Genomic DNA, 21,624 nt, shown 5'->3' with positions numbered 1-21,624 from the left:
AAATGAGAAGAATATTGACAGTTATAACTTCAATCGCATTAACTTTTGCGTTATCATTCTCAGCCGCTTTTGCGAGTGATGATGCGTTAATCAAATCACAGAACTATTTAAAGACAATTACTTTAGATAGTCCTGATGCAGTTATTGCGTATGAAGCAGCAGGATTTGAAGCAGATGGTAAAGCTGATTCTTTATTAGAAAACTTTAAGGATGTAGATTATACAACTGCCTCTTATGGCGATTTAGCTAAATCTATTATTGCGATTTCTTTATTAGGGGATAACCCTGCAGATTTCAATAAGACTAACTTAGTAGAAATCTTAGAAAACAGAGTACAGGCTGATGGTACTCTTACAGATGATAAAAATGGTGGATGTGGAGCTACTATTTGGACATTAATGGCTTTAGAAACAGTGAATTCAGATAAAACAAAAACTGTTGCAGATAAGCTTTCAACTATGGCCATGGACAATGGTGCATATTGGTATGAATACCAGGGTCCAAATGCGGATCTAGATACAACTGGATGGGCTATGGAAGCATTAAGTGTTGCAGGACGTTCTACTTATGATGCAGCTATCTCAAAAGCATATACTTTTGTACAGTCTAAGTTAAATAGTAAAGATGGCTCTTATGATATTGGATGGGGCGGTAATGCAGATACACAGTCTTGTGTATTAGAAGGATTACATGCGGCTGGTTATAAATTAGATGATCAGGCATATAACTATCTTCTTTCTTATCAGAATGAAGATGGTACATTCAATGCATTAAACTATAACACATACCAGCTTGAACCAAACGCTTATGCATCAGTAGAAGGAGCAAGAGCACTTGGTGTCATCAATAACGGAAGCTTTGTATTAAAGGCAAGAAAAGATTATACAAAGACTATCTCAAATAGTACTACACCAGAAAAACCTGAGACTAAACCTGGTACTACTACAACTAAACCAGCTGTAAAGCCAGAAACAACACCTAGTACAACTAAACCAGCTGTAAAGCCAGAAACAACAACTACAACAGAACCAAAGAAAGAAACAGTAAAGAAAGTCAACACAGGTGACAATACAAATGCGATGGCTTATGTAGTGGCTGCAATTGCGGCAATTGGTGTGATTGTATTAACTATAAAAAGTAAGAAGAAGTAATGAAGAAATTCACGACTAAAAAATTAGCGATTGCCTTTGTCGCAATCGCTTTTCTCTTTATATTTGGCTTTACAGCTTATCGTGGTGTAACTGGACAATTCCAGTCTCAACCTACTATTAGTAATGAAGTAAAGAGCGCCACAAAGAAGAAAGATACTTCTAAAAAAGAAGAAACAAAACAAGAAGAGACAAAACAAATAGAGTCACAAGAAGAATCAAAGAAGACTGATACAAAATCATCTGATTCTTCTAGTAAACAAGAGACTAAGAAGCAGGAAACAAAGAAAACAGAGACAAAATCCGCTTCTAGTAAACAAGAGACTAAGAAACAAGATACAAAAAAGACAGAAACAAAATCTTTTTCTACTAAACATAAGACAAAGAAGACAGAAACAAACACTTCTTCTAGTAAACATGAAACATCTGCGCCTCAGCATGTAGAAACACCTAAGCAGGACACACCTGTAAAACAGACAGTTTCTATTAAAGTCATTGGCATTAATACGACAATGATGCAGGGAAATATAGAAGTGAATAGTTCTTCTACAGCTTATAGTGTCTTAAGAGAACTTGCGAAACAGAATGGTAAGAGTATCTCTACAAAAGGGTTTGGGTCTACTGTTTATGTATCAGGTATAGATGGATTAAAGGAATTTGATCATGGACCAAGTTCTGGATGGATGTATAAAGTGAATGGCACACCACCTAATATTGGGGCAGGTGCCTATAAAGTGAAAGCAGGAGACACAGTCATCTGGTATTATGTCAACGCCCAGTAATAAGACAAGAGAAATCTGTTTGATAGGTATTCTTGCCGCAGTGAATATTGCCTCTAGAGTCGCAATGCAGGCCTTACCTAACTTTAAACCTGTTACATCTATCATTATTATATCTGTTCTCTTATTTGGATTATCATTTGGAATTAAACTCACAGTAGTAACAACTATTGCATCCAATATGATTCTAGGTATGGGAACATGGACAATCTTTCAGATTCTCTCATGGGTAGTCATCTGTTTATTCACTCAACGTATCAGTGACTTCTATAAGAAGATCAACAAAGAACCCCCATTACTTCTTATGGCTCTCTATGCCTTTTTAATGGGTTATGTCTTTGGATTTATCGTCTCACTCGAACAATTAATTATAGGTGGTCCTGTCTGGTTTGGTATCTATTATGCCCAGGGGCTCTTATTTGATACATTCCATGCAGTAGGTAATTTTGTTTTTTACTTACTTTGTGCACCTATACTTATGCGTTTATTTAAAAAAGAAATGTCTCAATATACGAAAGACTATTACAAGTGATTCAATTACGGATCACTTTTTATTATGTAATAAACATATCATCAACATCTAAAAGATACATTTTACATATGATATAGAAAGTCTATAATCACAAGTGGATGGAGGTTAAAACTATGACACCATTATTTCCACGTGTTCAAGAAGTAGAGAACATATTTCACAAAATACTCGCAAGTAAAGAAGCTTGTGCAAGACTGAGAGAAACATTCAATTCAAGTCTAGAAGACTTTCAGGGATCAGAAGAATTAAACAATGAGACCTTTTCAAAAGTCGTTCTAGATAGTTATTCAAATCAGGATATCAGTGCATTACTACTCGCTATATGTGGTAAATCTATGTTTGATTTATTACGTGATGCTTATTTGGTTCCTCAAACATTTCATGGTAAAGCAGGAGAAAATCCAGTATTACTTACATCACCTTCTGGAGATCTGTTAGAGGGGAAGGATGTCTCACACCATACAATGAGACGTTTTAAAAATATCCTCTCACAACATCAGCCTGTTCCCCGTTCCCTTGTTTATCTGGCTGATGGCTATGATATAGAACGTTATTATAAGCATGATGGATCAGTAGACCAAAGAAAGACAGATGCAGTCAGAGGCATCTTACTTCTTTATGCACTTCCTGATACTAAGAAGCTTCATCTAACAGCTGCGCAGGTTTATGCAATCATCTGGGATACATTCTTCAGTATTCAAAAAGAAGCACCTCTTGCTCGTGTCTATTATGGACAGGAAACAGGAGAGAAGAATGATAAAGACTATGATGAAATCGCAATATTACTTCCTACTCATTTGTTTAGAAGACAGATGGTTGAAAATATGGAAATCATTGATGGATTAGTTCTATCTTGTAGAGAAAAAATGATGGCTGAAGCCGGTAATGATAGTTTGGAGTTGTAATTATGCCTAGAATCGGATTACGTATTATTAAAACAAGTATTGCCGTCTTCATCATCATGGTATTATTCACTCTCTTTGGTGTACAGAGATCACCTTTCTATGTCCTTATAACCACAATTATCTGTATTCAGCCAGATAAAGAGAATGAAAAAAACCAGGCACTTGTAAGAGCCCTCGGTACACTTATAGGGGCTATTACTGGAGCTATTGTCATGTTTTTACAGCCTTTCATCCATATTGATCTCGCATGGGATTTACTCAATGCATTATTTATTATGTTGACTATTTACTTAACAGTCTTATTTAAAGTACAACATATGGCATTTATGGCCTGTGTGGCTTATCTAAGTGTTGCAGTAATTCCTCATGCTGGTATTTCACCTTATGCATTTTTATTCTATCGTGTCTTAGATACATGTATTGGTGTAGGGGTAGGTTATCTTGTCTGTACATTACACTTACCAGTTAAAAGAAGAAATGATGTTCTCTTTGTAGCTGAACTTGATGATATGGAACAGACAGCACACCAGCAGTTAAATAACTTCAATAAGACTCAATTGAATAAACTTGTAGATGATGGTGCCTTGTTTACTATCATCACAAAAAGAACACCTGCATCCATGCAGGCAGAAATTGAACATCTTAAACTACATCTACCAGTGATCGCATTAGATGGCGCAATATTGTATGACGTACCAAAAAACGAACTATTATGTACCTATTCCTTACCACAAACATTAGGTTCAAAGATCACTCGATTATTAGATGATAAACATCTTAATTACTTCTATCACGTTCTCAAAGACGATGTATTATTGACATATTATAATAGTTTCGACCAGTCCGAACAAATGGACTATTATGATATGATGCGTCAATCCCCTTATCGTAATTACATCTTTGGTATGCCTACACACTCATATCAACCTCTTTATATCAGTGTTCTTAATACAAAAGAGATTATCTATGATATTATAGATGACCTGATAGATTTAGGATTACATAAACAATTGCGTTATTTTGTAGAAGAAGATTATTTTGAAGGCATGTGCTTACTTAAGATATTGTCTTATGAAGCGACACCTCAAAACATGCTGGAAAGATTAAAGGAAAAGTTAGATATTAAAGAAAGTCTTGTCTATGGTTCATCTGATTCAATATGTGATGTCATAGTACCGGACAATGATTTCAATAGTATAGTAAAAAGTATTCATAACGAATATGAAGGAATTCAAATGAAAAGAAGACAGCCATGATAGCTGCCTTCTTTTCATTCATGGGGGGAGTCTCAATGTATATTCAATTCATGATCAATATCATGGATTTTTTTATTTGTATACTTATTTGCAACTCCCATGATTAAAGCACTTAATAATACTGCAATAATAGTTAGAATAATATAAATCATAAGAATCACCTCTTTCATGTCTATACTATACATGTAAGTTGTGTAGTTCATATGTATTCTCTATGTATTTATTATGTTTTTTTACAAGCCTTTTAACATATCATCAAATGTGATACCTAAAGAAAAACCAAAATGGAAATAATCATCCAAAGCATCCTGTAACTTAATAGGACTATAACCATTTCTTAAATCTAGAATATCTTGATTGACTTTAAAGAGTAAATCAACAGAACTACTCTTTTCAGGCATTTCTTCATGATTCTTGATTTCATCAATCTGTAAGTCATACGCAATACTCATTAATAAGCGCATACCTTCAATATAAGTGTCTAAAAGAGCGTTTTGATCAACCTGAGTATCTTTATCCCAGAATGTATAAACATGTCCTAATTCTCCTGTATTATATACACATTGCATAAATGCTAGAAGTTTATGGTCAATCTTCTTAATATCTAGAATCTGACCCTTAGGAATATCTAATTCTCTGTTTAATACTAACTGATATAATTTTGATAATTCATTCATTTAAATCACCTCTTATATACTATTATAGTCAATTAAAAAAGAGAATCACGTAGATTCCCTAAATAATTCCTAAACCTTCTATTAAAATTTTAATACCTATGAGAATAAGAATAATACCACCAGTGATCTGTGCTTTCTGTTCATATTTATTTCCAAACACATGACCAATATAAACACCAGCAGATGCAATAATAAATGTCGTTAAACCAATAATAGAAATAGCCATGAAGATATTGATTGATTCAAAAGAGAACGTAACACCTACTGCAAGTGCATCAATAGCAGTTGCGATAGCAAGCATCAACATTGTCTTCCAAGAGAAGTCATCATTCTGTTTTTCTTCTTCAAAAGATTCTTTAATCATATTGATTCCAATAAATGCGAGTAGGATAAACGCAATCCAGTGGTCAATAGAATCCACTAAACCACTCAATGTAGAACCAAGACAATAACCAATAAATGGCATCAATGCCTGGAATCCACCAAACCATACACCACATAACAATATATTCTTAATAGATAACTTCTTTACAGATAATCCTTTACATACAGATACCGCAAAAGCATCCATGGATAACCCAATACCAATTAATAATATTTCTATACTAGACATCTTTACACCTCAACTGGAATATAATCTTCCTTTATAACCTCATAATGCATATTGGATGCAGTCAGTTCATTAAGTTCATCTAAGAAAGAAGTATCTCTTAAATAAACATCATAATGAACTTCTTCATCATACTCAGTATTCATTAATAATAGATTTTTAGATTGTATTAAATAAGATACCTTACGGCTGAAGTGATAGTCAACACTAATACGATAAAGCTTGACGAGTTCTTTATCGACTATTTCTGCTTCTTTTAAAGCATCTGCAACACTATTTGTATATGCACGAGTCAATCCTCCGGCTCCTAGCTTAATCCCACCAAAATAACGTGTCACAATCGCAATCACATTATCGATCTTCTGTCTCTGTAATACATTCAACATAGGAAGTCCTGCAGTACCTGATGGTTCTCCATCATCATCCGCTTTTTCTAAAGGACCGACACGATAAGCGACACAGTTATGTGTTGCGTCATCTTTAGAATAGAGTTCTATTAAGTCTTTGATTTCTTTTTCATCATTACATGGAATCAGGGTTGTAATGAACTCTGATTTCTTAATAATGATTGTATTTGTCGTTGTTTCTTTAATTGATCTCATAGTTTCACCCGTTCGTATTATATCCCATTGGTTGTAAAATAAAAAGAAATAAACTATAATATACATAGTGAATTATCACTGATGGGGTGTTAAAAATGAGTAAAATAGCGATTATTGCAGACAGTGGCTGTCAGATTGATATCAATGGAGAGCATGAAGGTATTTATATTGCACCATTATGTATTGGTCATGGTAGTCAGACATATTTAGATCAATTAGAAATCACAAGTCTTGATGTATTTAATCAGATGAAGGAAACAGATGATATGTATACAACATCTCAGCCTTCGACTGGTTCTTTAATGAAGGCTATGGAAGATGCGAAAAGCGACGGTTATGATGAGTTAATTGGGATTCCTATCGCAACTGGTTTATCATCTACATTAAATGGTATGCAGGTTGCAGCTAATACAGTAGAAATGCCTATTACTTTAATCGATTCTCAAGGAACAGCACATGTTCAAAAAAAGCTTATTGAAGCAGCACGAAATCTCATAGAAAAGGGTCAGTCTGTTTCTGAAATTAAAGAAAAGCTTGAAGATATGGTTAAGCATTCAGGTACAATTATTTTTACACCAAACTTGAATCACCTTAAAAAGGGTGGGCGTATTACGCCTGCAGTCGCAATGCTTGGCAATATGTTGAAGCTTGTTCCAGTTATGGAATTGAATAGTGAATTAGGTGGTAAGATTGATACTTTAGGCAAAGTAAGAACAACACGTAAGGCATGTAAGATGCTTGCTGATCGTGTTGTTGAAAGAGGTGCAAATGCGAAAGATTATACATTTGCGGTTGAAGATGTTCTTGCACCTGAAGAAGCTCAGCGTGTAAGAGACTATCTTGAAGAACAATTAGGTCCATGTCAAGTTACCATGAGAGAGTTACCAAGTGTTGTAGGTGCTCATATGGGAATTGGTGGTGTAGGAATCCAATTCATCAAAAATCTCGCAGAATAGGAAGCAGATGATGAATCTGCTTTTTTTGTATAGAAAGGAGGAATGCTCGTGCAAAGAGAATTTGAAATGGTTGTACAGACAAGTGCAGCTACACAGAGTTTACGTTATTTATTAAAAAGCGGTGATATGACGTGTATCACAAAGGGAGAAATTACTAAAAGACTAGAAGCGGCAGTCCTTTTACAGGATTTAAGTTTTCAGGCTGTTATGACAAGTGGTGAAGTCGTAGAGGATATGTTGGAGAATACCTATGAGGATTATGATGAAGCATTAAGAGATTCTATTCAGACTCATGGAATTGTGTTTAAGGATTATACCTTTGCGGTGACTTATAAATATGACGAAGAAGCTGTCTTTAAACCTTTCTTCTCTAGACAATATGGGGCAGACTTAGGTTTTTCACTTCCATTAGTGGATGATATGAAATATGCGAATATGTGTGTATGTCTTGCATTAATTAAATTATCAAGAGAATATGTACGCACAAGCGTAGGAATAACTCATGATTATACAGATGTGAAGCCTAGTATTCATCTTACATTTAAACCAGGTATATTCCTACCTAAGCTACTTACAGAAAAGCCATATACAGAAATGACATTCAATGCAGTCTATGCTGCAATATATAAACTACGTGCCGCAATACGTTTCTTCTCATATGATCATACAGAAGAAGCTTATAAGAAGTGGATCACTTTGATAGAAGAAATGAGTACTCGTCCTTATGATGGTATATTAGATGATCTGGATGAGTTAGATTATGTGCCATCACAAAAAGAAGAACTTTATGTATATGAAGATAAGGTCAATGGCGGAGGTACTGTTCAGTGCTTAAATAACTCATTTTATGCATTGATACTCTGGGCCGCTATATTGACTAAAGTCATGAATGAACAGTTCTTATATGAAACAAACTACCCAGATATGAACTTATGGGACTACTAATTAAAAAGAAAATATTCAAAACACCTATAAATAGGTTTTATCAGTGCAAACTTTGACGCATTAATTCTTTCTCTTCGCTATAATAGTGTTAGAAAAAAGAGGAGGGAAAGAATATGTTAGAAAGTTATAAAGAAATTACATCAATCTCATTAAATAAGTTAAAGGACTATTTAGATATCATTGATGTATATCATGATTCATTTATTGATACTTGCAGAAGTCAGAAGAAAATAGAGGCTTATATTAAGGCACATCAAAAGAAATACTTAGGACTTGCTTTAAAGAAACTCTATGAAATTGATGATATGCAATGTCTAGAAAATCATCTTGTAATGATTGAATATTTATTTGGAGATCATCCACGTATTCAATCATTGAATAAAAAGTTATGTAACTATATGCTGCACAATGGATCACCAATAGATGTGTATCGTATTGTGAGACATCTGATGCCTTTCTCATATGTTGCTCTTATTTCTATATTAGTAGAGAAAGAAGTCATTACTTATGCACAGGCTGCTTACTTCTCTTTGGTAGAAGAAGATATTGAAGGGGCTTATGACTACTTAGAAAATTGCGTTGTGGAACCAGATGAATCACTTTTAAATCTTTATGCATCTTATGATTTGATTGGTTATTTCCTACTTGTGGATCATTATAGTAAAAAGGTATCTTACCAGGTATCAGGAGGCATAAGATGGGAGAAAAAATGTGGGCTGTCTTCTCATTATTGATGAATTCAGAAGAATGTATCAGTGCAGAAGAAATACAGCGTCAATTAGAAGAAAAAGGTTATGATATTGGTTTAAAAGCTGTTTATGCAGTGATTAAACAGATTAATGCATTTACATCTTTAATGTTTGGAAAAGAAATAATCAAAGCAGTCAGACGTTTTGGTTATATTATTGAAACGGGCTATTTTGATGAAGCACAACTACAGTTATTGATTGATATGGTGAATTATCGTCAGGACTTAAGTCGTGCAGATAAAGTAGAATTGATTAATAAACTTTTAAAATTCTCTTCTGCAAAACAGAAGGATTATTTAATCATTCCTGAATTAGAAGAAGATGAAGAAGAAGTTTATTCACTTAGTAGAAACTTAAAGACCATTACTTCCGCAATACGTAATAAGAAAGATATACGCTTTAAGTATATCGATTATGCAATCATTGATGGACATCCTGTAGAAACACATTCTACAAAAGGGAATGCTGGTATTAGTCATGAATATTATAATGTAAGTCCTTATAATACAGTTATTGTGGATGGTCATTACTATTTACGTGCGTATTATAATAAGCATAAGGATTCTTTGACTACATTCCGTATGGATCGTATTAGAGATTTACAGTATAGTCGTACATATTATTTTGATTTTGATGATGAAAAGAAGATTAGTGAATCTTTAAGACAATCATTAGAGAAATCAATGAATAGTTTCTTTGATGGTGAAGAAATTACATTACATATTAAGTTTGATGCAGCTCTTATTAGAGAAGTTGTTTCTCGTTTTGGAAATGAGATTACTATGACTAAGACTATTCCTCCAACTGGTTACAATAATAAGCAGTTATGGTATGAAACACGTATTGAAGGGATTATCTTTAATACAGGTTTGATGAACTGGATTAGACAGTTTGGTCCTATGATGGTTGTAGTAGGTCCAGAAAAATTAAAGGATTCTATTGTGTCTGCATTAGAAGAGAACTTAAGCTACTATAAAAAATAGGAGTACACTATGTATATATTAAAATTGTGCCAAGGTGAGTTAAGTACCAATGTTGGTTTGTTTCATACAATACAGCAAGGTAGAGAGTTTATATCACAATTACATGGTTATCATTATGAAGTGATAGAAGGATTTGAGTATGAATACTTTGATCCTACTATTGTACCTGATTATGTAGAACTAAAATATAATGGACATATTGTACCTTTTACTACATATATGTTTACTGGTGATGGTAAAGTAGATATTTATTGGGATGAGATAGTAGACTTATCTATACCAGGAAGTGGAATGATTGAAGGAGCAACAAGAGTGGATGCTTATTCTATTCCTAATAATGAACTTAAGGATTATATAGAGAAAAGAGAATATAACTATATATGTGTTAAACAATACTTAGAATCTAAAGGATATGAGGTAGAGAGAGCTTATTTTGGTTCTGAAGATGGCGAAGCCATCTTATATAGAGATACAGGTGAGTGGCATTTCTTAACACACATGGATCCTGAGTTTGTGGAATCTGAAGATATATTAAAAGACTTAGACATTTAGGTGTCTAGGTCTTTTTACGAGATCATATTGTTTATCTTATCCTTTAAAGAACTATAATAACGACGACTAATAGGAATAGAAGTCCCATTTACAAGAAGTGCAGAATCTTTTGTGATTTCCTGGACCATCTTTAAATTTATAATATAACTACGATGACACAGTGCAAATGAATCTTCTAAACGTTCCAGTAAATCTGCAAGCTTTTCAGATGTTGAATAAGTCTGTGTAGGAGTCATAATCATTGTTGTTCTTAATTGTCTCTCCATATAGAAGATATCCTTCTGTAAGATGTTATATTCTTCTTTATTCCAGAAAATCTTTAAAGAAGCTCTTCTTTGTTTATTTAATGCTTCATTTGCGAGTGATAAAGCATGTGGTAAATACTTCTGATAATTTTTCTTAAGAATAAAATAGATATGTTCTGTATCATACACATCACTCACATAATCTTCATAAGATGTCATATAAATAATAATTGTATGAGGTGAAAAGACATTAATCTGTTTAGAGAACTTAATGCCATTACCATCGGGTAAATCAATATCCATAATCACAATATCATAAGGCTCTTTATTTTTCATTGCTTCTTGAATACTATTGCATAAATCATTCCCTTTATAAAAAGAATTAATCGCATGCTTAGGTAAAGAAATCGTTTCTAAAAAGGATAATATCTGATTATGTTGTATTTCATTATCCTCACATAACCCAATCTTAAGCATATTGTTACCTCCTATACTTTCAACATAACAAGTGATGTAAATGTATCACCATTATCAATCCATTGGACTGATCCATCATGCTTATTCGCAATATCTGTAATAATAGATAAACCATAACCATGATGTACTTTATCTTCTTTGGTTGTTTCTCCTGTAAACTTCTTCTCTTGTTTTGAATTCACCATCTTAATATGTAAATAACCTAGATGATCACTTATAGTCAATGTTAATGATGAATTAGAACATCCAAGACACGCTTCTATTCCATTATCTAATAAATTAAAGAGTACTGCAGATAAATCTGTATCAAATCTATTCGCATACTCAGTCACTACATGATAATGAACATCAATACCTAATGTATTCGCATATTCTCTCTTTGATTGCAAAATCGCATTCATTAAGGAATCAGAACAAATAGGATGCATTCTTACAGATTCAAAATGATCAGATAACTGCATAAGTGTTTCTTTTGCTTGATCTATATCATTGTTTTCCAACATCCCACTTACAGCCTTTAAGGCTTTTTTAATTTCATTTTGGAACTCTTCTGCATTGTCTTTCATTACTTTTAATTCTGTTTCCTGTTTCTTTCTAAGTTCCTGATTTTTCATCATTGTATCGAGCTTAATATTCTGTTCAGTTAAGTCAAAGATCTTTTTAATAGTATTGTACACTGATACAACAATACTCATTATTGTGATAAGCATAAGGAACTGAAATAAACCAATAAAAGAGCTTAATTTTGGTGAAGTAAGGCTCATTTTACTTAAAAGGCCAAAGATAGAAGAAAAGATAATACATAAAAAGGTCATTTTATAAGACTTCATTATTTCTCCTCCTCAATAATATTACGAATATACTCTTTAGCTTCTTCATTTTTAGAAGATTCAATTAAATGTGCCAATGATAATAAGTGATTCGCAATATCATGATTCCAATGACGTATCTCAATATACTGCGCTTCTGTTTCTTTATAAGATGTTAATTGGGATTCTACAAGTTCTACCTGCTGTTGTTTCAAGGCAATATCATGACTGGACTCAGAAATCTCATTAAATAGTCGGTTGAATAAAATAATCAAGAAAATCGTTGCAACCATACTAATTAGAACAAGGAATAAAGAGAATTTTATAGCAGATGGTGCTGCAAATAAATTATTAATAAAGATCACTGCCACAAAATAGAAACATGTTCTTAAAATTAATCCTGATTTTAAAACAGTAAAGGAGTTCTTAAGAAGAAAAGCAGCTTTTACTGTGAGTAACAAGACGAATGATCCGGTCAACAATGAGAATATACTAATAAGTATATATTGATTATTTGTCTTAAATAATACAGGAACCATATTAATATGTGGAAATAGTGGACTGATTGCAACAAAAACAATCGCAAGAATTGTTTCTGCAGTCAATGAAAAGGTAAGTAACATAAATGTAAGTGTTAATTTATGTTTCATATCTCCTTCATAGAATAGTGAAGGAAGAAACATAAAGATGTATAATAGATAGGTAGCTAGAAATGAATGTTTCTGTAGTAATAGATAAAGTACTACAAAGAGAATATGAAGTATGATACCAACAAGCAGAATATGATCTGTTTTTGGTTTTAATAGCTGATAATATAAGTACTGGGCGCTAGTTAGTACATATAGCATATAAAGTATAAATATAATAAATGATTGCATATGAGCCTCCTACGCTCATTATTATAAGCCATGAAATCACGAAAACGCGTGATTTTGCATATAAGAGCAATTAAGCGTCATGAATGTCATGAAATGTGATATAAAGTGTAATTATTACATTTATTTTATTTGAAAAGTAGATGAATGGGAGGTGAGAGTCATGGATATTAAAGGGATGTATGATAATGAATTATATAAAGATATAATTGATTCTTATTAAGAAGATCATATGAATGCTTTTGGACTTGTTTTCTTTATTCTTCCATGCTGTACAACTGCCAGTCCCCCCCCAGGAGCCATCTGAACTGCTAGGGTGTTATTTCTCTTGCTTCAGTTTCATCTCTAGGCCATTTGAACCTGCCGTTTTCCAGTCTCTTGTAAAGGAGCACAAAGCCGTCACCCTCCCAGTACAGTGCTTTCATCACTCTCGTAATTCTTCCATAGAACAGAAACACTGAATTTGAAAAGGGATCTAACTTGAACTGCACTGTGATAAGTGCACTAAGACCATCAATCTGTTTCTTCATATCTGTATAGCCAATAGCTATATAGATATGCTCAGCTCTGGAGATATCACCTAGCATAATAGTGAACCAATGATGTACGTTACGGTTCCTATATCTGTATCACAGGGAAATTCTATACGAACATCACTTTTAGTTATAATTATGTTCTGGTTATCAAATGTGCTCTGACCAACAGGTACGAATGACGGAGTTTGTATAGCACCTGCTTCGATTGCCATCTTTCGAAGTTTCTTTAGCCAGCAGTAGTAGGTCTGCTCACATATGTTGTTCTGCTTGCACCATCTTCTGACAGGAAGTCCACTTTCCCTGCATTCTTTAATCCTTTCTATCCATTGCTTGGTCTTGATATGATCATTAATGCTTTGAATATCCATGATCTCACCATCCTCTATATAGTGAATTTAGTGCTAAAATCACTACATATAGCAAATTTAGTATCTAAAAACACTGCTAATTATCTAATATGGTGAGGTCTATTTCTAACCACTATATAATTTGGCACTTACTTTGAGATGAATGATAATCAAATTTAATATGATTTGATCACCATTTTTTAGGTTTCTTAATTCTGTGATTACAAAAAAAGAGAACAGATGTTATTGTTATCAAACAAACTGTTCTCTTCAAATTCTGAGATTCTTTAGAGAAAAGGAAAAAATCAGAAATTTTTATCTTATCCTAATCTCCTTTTTTTGTAAGTGGTTTCTATAAAATACAACACTTTTTACCAAGTTGCTCCATCTCTATAATAACAACAAGAATTGCTACATTTAGAAGGACCATCAGCAGAATTTTGTCTTTCTGTTCCTTTAACTTCTAAAGAAATAGTTGTTAAATTTGGACTTGTATATTCCATATTCTTTCTCCTTTCAATATATTTTCAAAACACTAGTGTATTTTTACATAGTGTTATGAATATTATTTTTTAACTTGCACATTTCAAATCGCATATGTGTTAATTTACAAACGCTTTCTGCCGGCTTATTATAATCACCAGTAGCTAAGTGATTTACAATTACACATGGACTACACATCATTAGATATTTACATTTTAAACATTTATTTTCCTTAGATGCTTTTAATTTGAGAAGTGATTTATAGTCATCCCACGCAGTTTCAAAATCATTTTCCAATAAATTCCACTTTTTTATTCTACATTTATGACAAGGATTTAAATATCCTTGGTAATCGATTAAGAAATTTGAAATAGCCATATCACATAAATATAAAGGAACATTATCTTTATCAGCAAATGGATTTTTAATTTCAAATAAATGATTATATTCTTCAATTTTTCCTGGAATATTTTTTTCTATTTCTAATATTTTTTCTAAAGAAATCATATGAGTTTTTGTACAATCGTTTCCTTTTAAAGTTGGAAATAATTCCATAGAATATGAGAATTTTGCATCATATTTTTTAGCTATTTCTTGTACTGCAAAGAAATCGTCTTGATTTTCTTTCATGCCAATATATTTAATTTCAAAATGGATAGAATTAGTTGATAATAATTCAAATGTATTTATCACTCTTTTATACATGCCTTTTTGTTTTGTCACTCGATAATAACTATCTTCATCTTTACCATACATGCTAATGCTCACTGATGCAGGTGGATATTTGTTAAAAATTTCAATTACTTTATTATCAATCAACGTACCATTAGTCAGAAGTTCAATAATAAATCCTTTTTTCTTAGCATATACATATATATCTAAAAAATCTGGTCGCGTAAAAATTTCTCCTCCAGTAAAGTATAAAAATAGAACTCCTGCAGTACAAAGCATATCCAGAATTTTCTTAATCTCTTCTGTTGAAAGTAAAGATTCATTTATTTGATCCTGCAAATAACAATGTACGCATCTTAAATTGCAATAAGGAGTTAATTCAATTCCTCCCACATGTGGGTGGCGTTTTTTTATCCAAATTTCTTCTCTAATTTGTTCGATAGAACTATTTCCATTAGTATGAAACTCTTCTGCAAACATTATTTTATCTCCTCCACATAACCTAAATCTAATAATTCATTAATGAATTTTTGACAATCCGAATAAATTAAAGAATACATTTCAGGGTGATAATCTTTAATTATTGATTTTAAATATGAGACAACTGCTTCAATGGTAAATACCTTATTATTCAATGCAAATTTTATAATTACTTTCCCAATATCATTAACAGAAAACAAGTTTTTATAGTCATAATAATATTTTTCATGAATATCTATCAAAAAAACAACTCCGCCAACATCTCTTAAAACTATTCCTTCCTTAATGGAATAAAATATTTTTTTATTGTTTTGATTCTTTTCAAAATACATGTTTATGCATTCTCCTTCATTAGTATAACCACTCGATAATTGTATTAATGAACATTTATATATGGATATATCAGGTAGACTTTTTATTAAATTTTCAGCATTGATTTCATATTGTTTATAATTCTTTAAATATAATAAAAGATCACTTAAATCTACAGTTTCTTTTGATTGTGAAATATAGTATTTTATTTTTAATTCATTGGTATTCGATATTTCAATTCCAATAAAACGTAGTTTGACTTGTTCTTCTATAATCATTTGTTTTATTATTTGAAATGTTATATCTTTTCTAATCATTGGATCTTGTTCGCAGTACTTCAAATAATCTAAACTGTTGTCTATCATCTCATTAACGCCAAAACATTTGAAATAGAAGCGAATACTATCAAATTCCTTTGATGCGACATTCTTTGAAAATCCACAAAAATAGAGAGCTCTATAATCATTATCATTTATTCCAATATCCATATTTCGTAAATAATTGATAATGTCTTTTTGATTATTTGATAGGAGTTTATTTTTTACTAGGTAATTAATTAAAGATAATTCTTGTTTTTCATTACTTATATTTGTTCGAATATAAAATTTATCAATATCTTTATTGCTCGAATCCATTTTTTCAGATATTCCATATACTCCAATTTCACGAGTGAAATCGATGAACTTCATATCTGTATTTGTTAAAGAATGCTCATACATAGCGTGTCCTTCTAAGTAGTATGTATCAAAAAACAAATCGCCTATTTTTGATTTCAAAGCAACAAAGTCAATTAACTTCCAATTGTCACTAGCAATATCTTTAAATTGTTGGAATATCATTTTTCTGTTCATTTGACGTCATTATTCCTTTCTTCTTCACCTATACAATAAGAATTTAATAATTTTCTAAAGTTTACCATAAGAATAAATTTACATTTGGATATAGTGTTATATTTGTAAATATATGCAATTTTTAACATAAATTTCAATTTTTGCAAAAGGTTTCAAAATAAGAAAACCTGTTCCTGTAAAATATAATTGGTCAGCCTAATTGAATCGGGTATGAACAAAGACAATATTCATTTCAGTGACAGTAACCCCATCAGTAACAAAGGTTACAAAAGTTCGCCAAAGGTAAGTAAGGTAGGCCAAGACACTGATTATAATGCAGTATTTATGGTTAGTAATAACTATAATGATATTAAAAATAAGTATTGGTTGACTGGGCTAGGGTTCGAAAAGAACTCCTTCACTTTGTTGAATCCAGAAAAATTGAATAGTGTTGTCTCTATTTGAGTAACTATGCTAGTGCAGTAAATATCTATGGTGCGACAGCCTTTGACAAGACCACATCTGGCGAAAGACTACAGAAGCTTGGGTATGAGCGTGGTCTAACTGTAAGGAATCGTTTGTTGGAGAAAGGAGTTGATTCCACAAAGATTAATAAAGTCTCTTCATTGAGTTATAAGAGTCTTTACTATAAAAATGAATGGAATGAAGAAGGGTTTAATGAAGAGGTAGCAAAACTAAATCGAACAGTGGTTATTAAGGATAGCTAGTCATAACATGCTGAGAGGCATGTTTTCTAATGCTCGGAGATGTTAATTCTTACATTGTGCACATTTTATTAGTGAACTATAAATACATATTATTACATTTTGATAATTGGAAGAGGTGATAAATGATATCGTAATAGAGACAATGTATCTAAAAAAATATAGGTTACTTGAACAATTAAAAAATGTAAATTTTCTAATTGTGTGGATAATAATTTGTTACATTTATTGGTCATCTGATTTTGATTTTTTTAAAATTAGTGATTGAAGAACGTATTGTTTAATAATTAACGATTAAAAAGTATAGCAGTAGTAAGGAGACAGAGAAATGACCGAACAAAAGAGATATGTACAGTATGAAGATGCATGGAATGAATCTGAAAAAAGAGTGAATACTGAGTTACAACTTGCACAGGGATTTAATGTGGCGGATATTTATTTGAATCGCTCTTATTTAGATTCTTTTTCTTCAGCTCCAATTTTACCTGTTTCAAGAAGTGTATTGGATGTTTCAAATATGAGAATTATTGAAATCACAAAACTTGTATTTGATAAAAAAGAAAAGTTTGTAGATAAGTTAAAAAGTGTTTATTCAGCTATTCATAGTTTTGGAAGTGCTGTTTCTCTTATTATTGATAGTGAAGGAAATAAAATAAGATTCTATATAGGTATAAGATCTAGAAATAATGCCGCTATTGCAGGGGATGTATTAGAGTCTACGCTAAAAGGTAATTTTCCTGGTATTACATATAATTCATTAACTATATCAGAGAGTGAACTGATGATTGAAAAGATCAAAAAATCAGGAATAAAGAGTCTTTCTTCAGTTTCAATGGTTCCATCTATGAGAGAAAAAGAATTTGAGACAGAATCTTTTGTTCAGGGGATGGAAAAGTTTATCGATACATTAAGTGGGAAGGTATACACAGCTATTTTTATTGCAACACCATTAGATGATGCAACAATGCAACAAAGAAAATATGGATATGAAGAACTATATTCATCTCTTTCACCACATGCGAAATTATCGATTGCTTATGGTGAAAATGAAAGTAGTGCAGTAAATGAAAGTATCTCTGCAAGTTTTTCTAAATCAGTAAATAGAAGTGTGAGTAATTCAAATACGAAAAGTTCCTCAAAATCAAATGGATCAAATTATGGGCAAAGTTCTACTAGTAGCTCGAATGGTAGCTATTCCTCTGGTGGATGGTCACTAGGAGGGGGAAGCAGTACAGGTTATTCTAATGGTTCATTCTCTTCATATACATCTGGTAATTCATTTACACAATCTATTTCAGATAGTACAGGTTCAAGTTCCACAGAAGGAAGAACACGTGGAACAACAACATCAACAGGTAGTTCTAAAACAATAACACTAAATTATGAAAATAAAGGTGTAACCACTTTACTTGAACGTGCAAAAGATGAGTTAGAACGTTTTAAAACATGTGAGTCATTTGGAATGTGGGAATTCTGTGGTTACTTTATATCTAAAGATATTCATACTACAGCCCTTTCTAGTAATACTTATAAGGCGCTAATGACAGGAGATAATTCGAATGTTGAAAGTGCTCATTTAAATATATGGTCAATGAATCAAAGTGATTCAATAGAAAAAATATTGGATTATATATTACATTTTGCACATCCTGAAGCAGAAATGCCATCTTTTGATGGGGGGTATACAAAACAGTTGGTAACACCTACAAATTTAGTAAGTGGATATGAACTCCCATTGGTGATGGGATTTCCAAAAAAATCAGTTGCCGGACTTGCTATTGTAGAAATGGCTGAATTTGGTCGCTCTGTTGTATATGAAAATAAACAGCCAAAGCGTAGTATCGATTTTGGCAGCATTTATCATATGGGAGTTGTTGAAGATACTCGTGTGAAAATGGACTTGGATTTATTAGCATCCCATTGTTTTATTACTGGGTCTTCAGGTTCTGGTAAATCTTATGCTACTTATCAATTGCTAGAATCAGTAATTCAAAATGATGTAAAAATAATGATAATTGAACCAGCGAAGGGTGAATATAAACAAATATTTGGTGGATTAAAAGGAATTAAAATATTTACAACAGATCCTAATGCTTACAGAATGCTAAAAATTAATCCGTTTCAATTTCCAGAAAGTATTCACTTATTATCGCATATAGAACAACTATTACAGATATTTAATGCATCTTGGCCACTTTATGCAGCGATGCCAGCAATCTTAAAAGAAGCTGTGGTGAATGCGTATGTTAAATGTGGATGGGATGTACAAAAATCGATTTGGATTCCTGGAATTTGTGATCATAAATATCCTGTTTTTGCAGATGTATTAGAATTATTACCTCAAATTATAAATACATCAGACTATTCTGCTGATTCTAAGGGTGATTACAAAGGTGCATTATTAACGCGTGTACAGTCCATGACAGTAGGTATTAATGGTGTGATTTTTAAAAATAGTGTAGGTATTGATGATTCTTTGTTATTTGATTCAAACGTTGTTATTGATTTGAGCGAATTAGGCTCAGATGAAGCAATTGCCTTAATTATGGGTGTACTTATTATGAAACTTAATGAGTATAGAAAATCACAACGAAAAGAAAATAAGAGTCTATCTCTTAATTCTCAACTTAAACATGTAACAGTTTTGGAAGAAGCACACAACCTCTTAAAAAGAACTTCTAAAGATCAGAATCAAGAGGGAGCAAATATGGTTGGTAAATCAGTAGAAATGATCAGTAATTCTATTAAAGAAATGAGAACATATGGAGAAGGTTTTATTATTATTGACCAATCTCCGATGGCGGTCGATACATCAGCGATAGAAAACACAGCTACTAAAATCATTATGAATACACCAGCAAAGGACGCTTGTGAAGAACTTGGAAGTGCGCTCTCTCTAAATGAGGAACAGACAAGCGAGTTATCTCGTTTAAATGTGGGTGTTGCAGCAGTATTCCAAAAAGGGTGGCTCTCACCAGTTCTTATGAAAATAGACAGATGGGATGATCGTTATAATGCTGAGGTTGAATATACTGATACAACTCTACTTAGAAGTGTTAAAGGGAATATAGTTGTTGAACTTATTAATCAATATCATAGCAATCGTTTTTCGCCTATGAAAATAAGATCAATTATTAAAAAATCAGAATTGACTGCGGATAAGAAACGTGAAATGGATGAAATTGTATTATCATATAATGAAAAAATATTTTCACAGAAGAACTGTAGCCGTAAGTATTTTGGACAACTATTAATGGATTTAGTCGAATGCGATCATTTATTTGAAATTATTCCTACTACTGGAATTCCTACATACACTGAGTTCTTGGAATATGATGAGAATACAAAAGAATTTAGAGACCTTGTAACTGAATATGAGGAAGGTATGGAGGTATGGTTTGAAAAGATATTTAATGCTCTTTCTCTTTATGTGACTATAGATTCAGAAAAAATTAAAACAGAATTAATTTTGTTCTTGATTTATATTGCAGGAGTTGGGGGACAGATAAAATATAACAGAAATAACAAATTAGCAATGGTTTGTAGAATGTTATATAGAATGTTTTCAATAGAATTATAGGGAGATATCAAAATGTCAATTGGAAAATTTAATGAAACTAGCGATTCAAAAAGAGAAGGAAATGAAGCAAATGAAAAGACCGATAATGCAGAAAAATCTACTGGTAAAATAAAGGAATCAAAAGAAGCTTGTAATGATGACTTTAATAAAAAATTAGATGCATTAGATTCTAAAGAATCATCTGGTGAAAAAGGAAATAAAAAAGAGGCCAATGAAAATCAAGGTGAACAAAAACAAGGATTTTTAACGGGAATAAAAAATCGTTTGTTTAAAAAGGATGATGGTAAAGAAAATAAAGAAGGCGATAAAAGTGATAAGCCAGTAGAGACTGCTAAGGAAAAGCGCGATAAGTTTGTTAATAATCTTCGTTATGATGTTTCTAAACCTAAAGAAGGAAATGAAGAGAAAAAAGAGTCTTCAAGCGAGGGTAATGAAGGTGATGACAAACAGCATGGAGATGGAGGAGCTCGTGTTAAATATAAGGAAAATAACACTGAGAAGAATACCAAAGATAAAGACGATGATTTTGACAGATAAAAAATATAGTATGTGGGAGGTA

General features: G+C 32.1%; 24 protein-coding genes. 13 read left to right on the top strand and 11 right to left on the bottom strand.

Features of this window, described 5'->3' with window-relative positions; all coding sequences use genetic code 11:
• Window positions 1-2 precede the first annotated feature (2 nt).
• The 5 genes from NQ499_RS12115 to NQ499_RS12095 all read left to right on the top strand — a co-directional run bounded on the left by NQ499_RS12115 (window position 3) and on the right by NQ499_RS12095 (window position 4,620).
• Window positions 3-1,151, top strand: coding sequence for a prenyltransferase/squalene oxidase repeat-containing protein (locus NQ499_RS12115; RefSeq protein ID WP_006506444.1), 1,149 nt, complete (start codon window positions 3-5; stop codon window positions 1,149-1,151).
• A complete protein-coding gene (locus tag NQ499_RS12110) occupies window positions 1,151-1,930 on the top strand; it encodes a DUF4430 domain-containing protein (protein ID WP_006506445.1) in 780 nt (259 codons plus the stop codon). Before NQ499_RS12115 ends, NQ499_RS12110 begins: the two co-directional genes overlap by 1 nt.
• 19 nt (window positions 1,931-1,949) lie before the next feature.
• Complete coding sequence (locus tag NQ499_RS12105) at window positions 1,950-2,459, top strand: hypothetical protein (protein ID WP_259848526.1); 510 nt, start codon at window positions 1,950-1,952, stop codon at window positions 2,457-2,459.
• A gap of 113 nt (window positions 2,460-2,572) precedes the next feature.
• The gene (locus tag NQ499_RS12100) at window positions 2,573-3,364 is read left to right on the top strand and encodes a DUF4866 domain-containing protein (protein ID WP_040390082.1); all 792 of its coding nucleotides are present in this window, start codon (window positions 2,573-2,575) and stop codon (window positions 3,362-3,364) included.
• A gap of 2 nt (window positions 3,365-3,366) precedes the next feature.
• Window positions 3,367-4,620, top strand: coding sequence for an aromatic acid exporter family protein (locus NQ499_RS12095; protein ID WP_006506448.1), 1,254 nt, complete (start codon window positions 3,367-3,369; stop codon window positions 4,618-4,620).
• A gap of 233 nt (window positions 4,621-4,853) precedes the next feature.
• Here NQ499_RS12095 and NQ499_RS12090 read toward each other — a convergent pair whose 3' ends face one another.
• From NQ499_RS12090 to NQ499_RS12080, 3 genes are read right to left on the bottom strand one after another with little or no spacing between them, the layout of a single operon-like run.
• Window positions 4,854-5,297, bottom strand: coding sequence for a dUTP diphosphatase (locus NQ499_RS12090; protein WP_006506450.1), 444 nt, complete (start codon window positions 5,295-5,297; stop codon window positions 4,854-4,856).
• Between the two features lie 58 nt (window positions 5,298-5,355).
• The gene (locus NQ499_RS12085) at window positions 5,356-5,910 is read right to left on the bottom strand and encodes a manganese efflux pump MntP (protein WP_006506451.1); all 555 of its coding nucleotides are present in this window, start codon (window positions 5,908-5,910) and stop codon (window positions 5,356-5,358) included.
• Between the two features lie 2 nt (window positions 5,911-5,912).
• Window positions 5,913-6,509 carry an IMPACT family protein gene (locus NQ499_RS12080; protein ID WP_040390083.1) on the bottom strand — a complete coding sequence of 199 codons (597 nt, stop codon included), beginning with the start codon at window positions 6,507-6,509 and terminating at the stop codon, window positions 5,913-5,915.
• A gap of 95 nt (window positions 6,510-6,604) precedes the next feature.
• Between NQ499_RS12080 and NQ499_RS12075 the strand changes: the two genes are divergently transcribed.
• The 5 genes from NQ499_RS12075 (at window position 6,605) to NQ499_RS12055 (ending at window position 10,694) form a co-directional block, all read left to right on the top strand.
• Window positions 6,605-7,465 (top strand): DegV family protein, encoded by an 861-nt coding sequence (locus tag NQ499_RS12075; protein WP_006506453.1) that lies wholly within the window; start codon window positions 6,605-6,607, stop codon window positions 7,463-7,465.
• Between the two features lie 48 nt (window positions 7,466-7,513).
• Complete coding sequence (locus NQ499_RS12070; RefSeq protein ID WP_040390084.1) at window positions 7,514-8,410, top strand: hypothetical protein; 897 nt, start codon at window positions 7,514-7,516, stop codon at window positions 8,408-8,410.
• 113 nt (window positions 8,411-8,523) lie between these two features.
• Complete coding sequence (locus NQ499_RS12065) at window positions 8,524-9,144, top strand: hypothetical protein (RefSeq protein WP_006506455.1); 621 nt, start codon at window positions 8,524-8,526, stop codon at window positions 9,142-9,144.
• Window positions 9,108-10,142 carry a helix-turn-helix transcriptional regulator gene (locus NQ499_RS12060; protein ID WP_040390085.1) on the top strand — a complete coding sequence of 345 codons (1,035 nt, stop codon included), beginning with the start codon at window positions 9,108-9,110 and terminating at the stop codon, window positions 10,140-10,142. The genes NQ499_RS12065 and NQ499_RS12060 overlap by 37 nt, the downstream gene beginning before the upstream one ends.
• Before the next feature lie 9 nt (window positions 10,143-10,151).
• The gene (locus NQ499_RS12055; protein ID WP_006506457.1) at window positions 10,152-10,694 is read left to right on the top strand and encodes a hypothetical protein; all 543 of its coding nucleotides are present in this window, start codon (window positions 10,152-10,154) and stop codon (window positions 10,692-10,694) included.
• A gap of 14 nt (window positions 10,695-10,708) precedes the next feature.
• Here NQ499_RS12055 and NQ499_RS12050 read toward each other — a convergent pair whose 3' ends face one another.
• From NQ499_RS12050 to NQ499_RS12015, 8 genes are all read right to left on the bottom strand, one after another.
• Window positions 10,709-11,416, bottom strand: a complete 708-nt coding sequence (locus NQ499_RS12050; protein ID WP_006506458.1) for a LytR/AlgR family response regulator transcription factor — start codon at window positions 11,414-11,416, stop codon at window positions 10,709-10,711.
• Between the two features lie 11 nt (window positions 11,417-11,427).
• A complete protein-coding gene (locus tag NQ499_RS12045; RefSeq protein WP_006506459.1) occupies window positions 11,428-12,246 on the bottom strand; it encodes a sensor histidine kinase in 819 nt (272 codons plus the stop codon).
• Complete coding sequence (locus NQ499_RS12040; protein ID WP_006506460.1) at window positions 12,246-13,103, bottom strand: sensor histidine kinase; 858 nt, start codon at window positions 13,101-13,103, stop codon at window positions 12,246-12,248. The genes NQ499_RS12045 and NQ499_RS12040 overlap by 1 nt, the downstream gene beginning before the upstream one ends.
• A gap of 308 nt (window positions 13,104-13,411) precedes the next feature.
• Window positions 13,412-13,687, bottom strand: coding sequence for an IS66 family insertion sequence element accessory protein TnpB (tnpB, locus tag NQ499_RS12035; protein ID WP_006506461.1), 276 nt, complete (start codon window positions 13,685-13,687; stop codon window positions 13,412-13,414).
• Entirely contained in the window at window positions 13,681-14,004 is a 324-nt protein-coding gene (gene tnpA / locus NQ499_RS12030; protein ID WP_006506462.1) for an IS66 family insertion sequence element accessory protein TnpA, read from the bottom strand. Before tnpA ends, tnpB begins: the two co-directional genes overlap by 7 nt.
• 350 nt (window positions 14,005-14,354) lie before the next feature.
• On the bottom strand, window positions 14,355-14,486 hold the full coding sequence (locus tag NQ499_RS12025) for a hypothetical protein (RefSeq protein ID WP_006506463.1): 132 nt from the start codon (window positions 14,484-14,486) through the stop codon (window positions 14,355-14,357).
• Between the two features lie 43 nt (window positions 14,487-14,529).
• Window positions 14,530-15,618, bottom strand: a complete 1,089-nt coding sequence (locus NQ499_RS12020) for a radical SAM/SPASM domain-containing protein (protein ID WP_259848525.1) — start codon at window positions 15,616-15,618, stop codon at window positions 14,530-14,532.
• Window positions 15,618-16,781: a hypothetical protein gene (locus tag NQ499_RS12015; protein WP_006506466.1), complete on the bottom strand. Its 1,164-nt coding sequence runs from the start codon at window positions 16,779-16,781 to the stop codon at window positions 15,618-15,620. The genes NQ499_RS12020 and NQ499_RS12015 overlap by 1 nt, the downstream gene beginning before the upstream one ends.
• A 440-nt stretch (window positions 16,782-17,221) precedes the next feature.
• Between NQ499_RS12015 and NQ499_RS12010 the strand changes: the two genes are divergently transcribed.
• The 3 genes from NQ499_RS12010 (at window position 17,222) to NQ499_RS12000 (ending at window position 21,602) form a co-directional block, all read left to right on the top strand.
• A complete protein-coding gene (locus NQ499_RS12010; RefSeq protein WP_006506468.1) occupies window positions 17,222-17,488 on the top strand; it encodes a hypothetical protein in 267 nt (88 codons plus the stop codon).
• 325 nt (window positions 17,489-17,813) lie between these two features.
• The gene (locus NQ499_RS12005) at window positions 17,814-21,065 is read left to right on the top strand and encodes an ATP-binding protein (RefSeq protein WP_006506469.1); all 3,252 of its coding nucleotides are present in this window, start codon (window positions 17,814-17,816) and stop codon (window positions 21,063-21,065) included.
• 12 nt (window positions 21,066-21,077) lie between these two features.
• Window positions 21,078-21,602 (top strand): hypothetical protein, encoded by a 525-nt coding sequence (locus NQ499_RS12000; protein ID WP_006506470.1) that lies wholly within the window; start codon window positions 21,078-21,080, stop codon window positions 21,600-21,602.
• Window positions 21,603-21,624: the final 22 nt, after the last annotated feature.

Origin of the sequence: Catenibacterium mitsuokai, from assembly GCF_025148785.1 — a bacterium.
In the GTDB taxonomy this organism is placed as follows: Bacteria; Bacillota_I; Bacilli_A; order Erysipelotrichales; family Coprobacillaceae; genus Catenibacterium; species Catenibacterium mitsuoka.
This window is presented reverse-complemented; position numbering and strand designations above follow the sequence as displayed.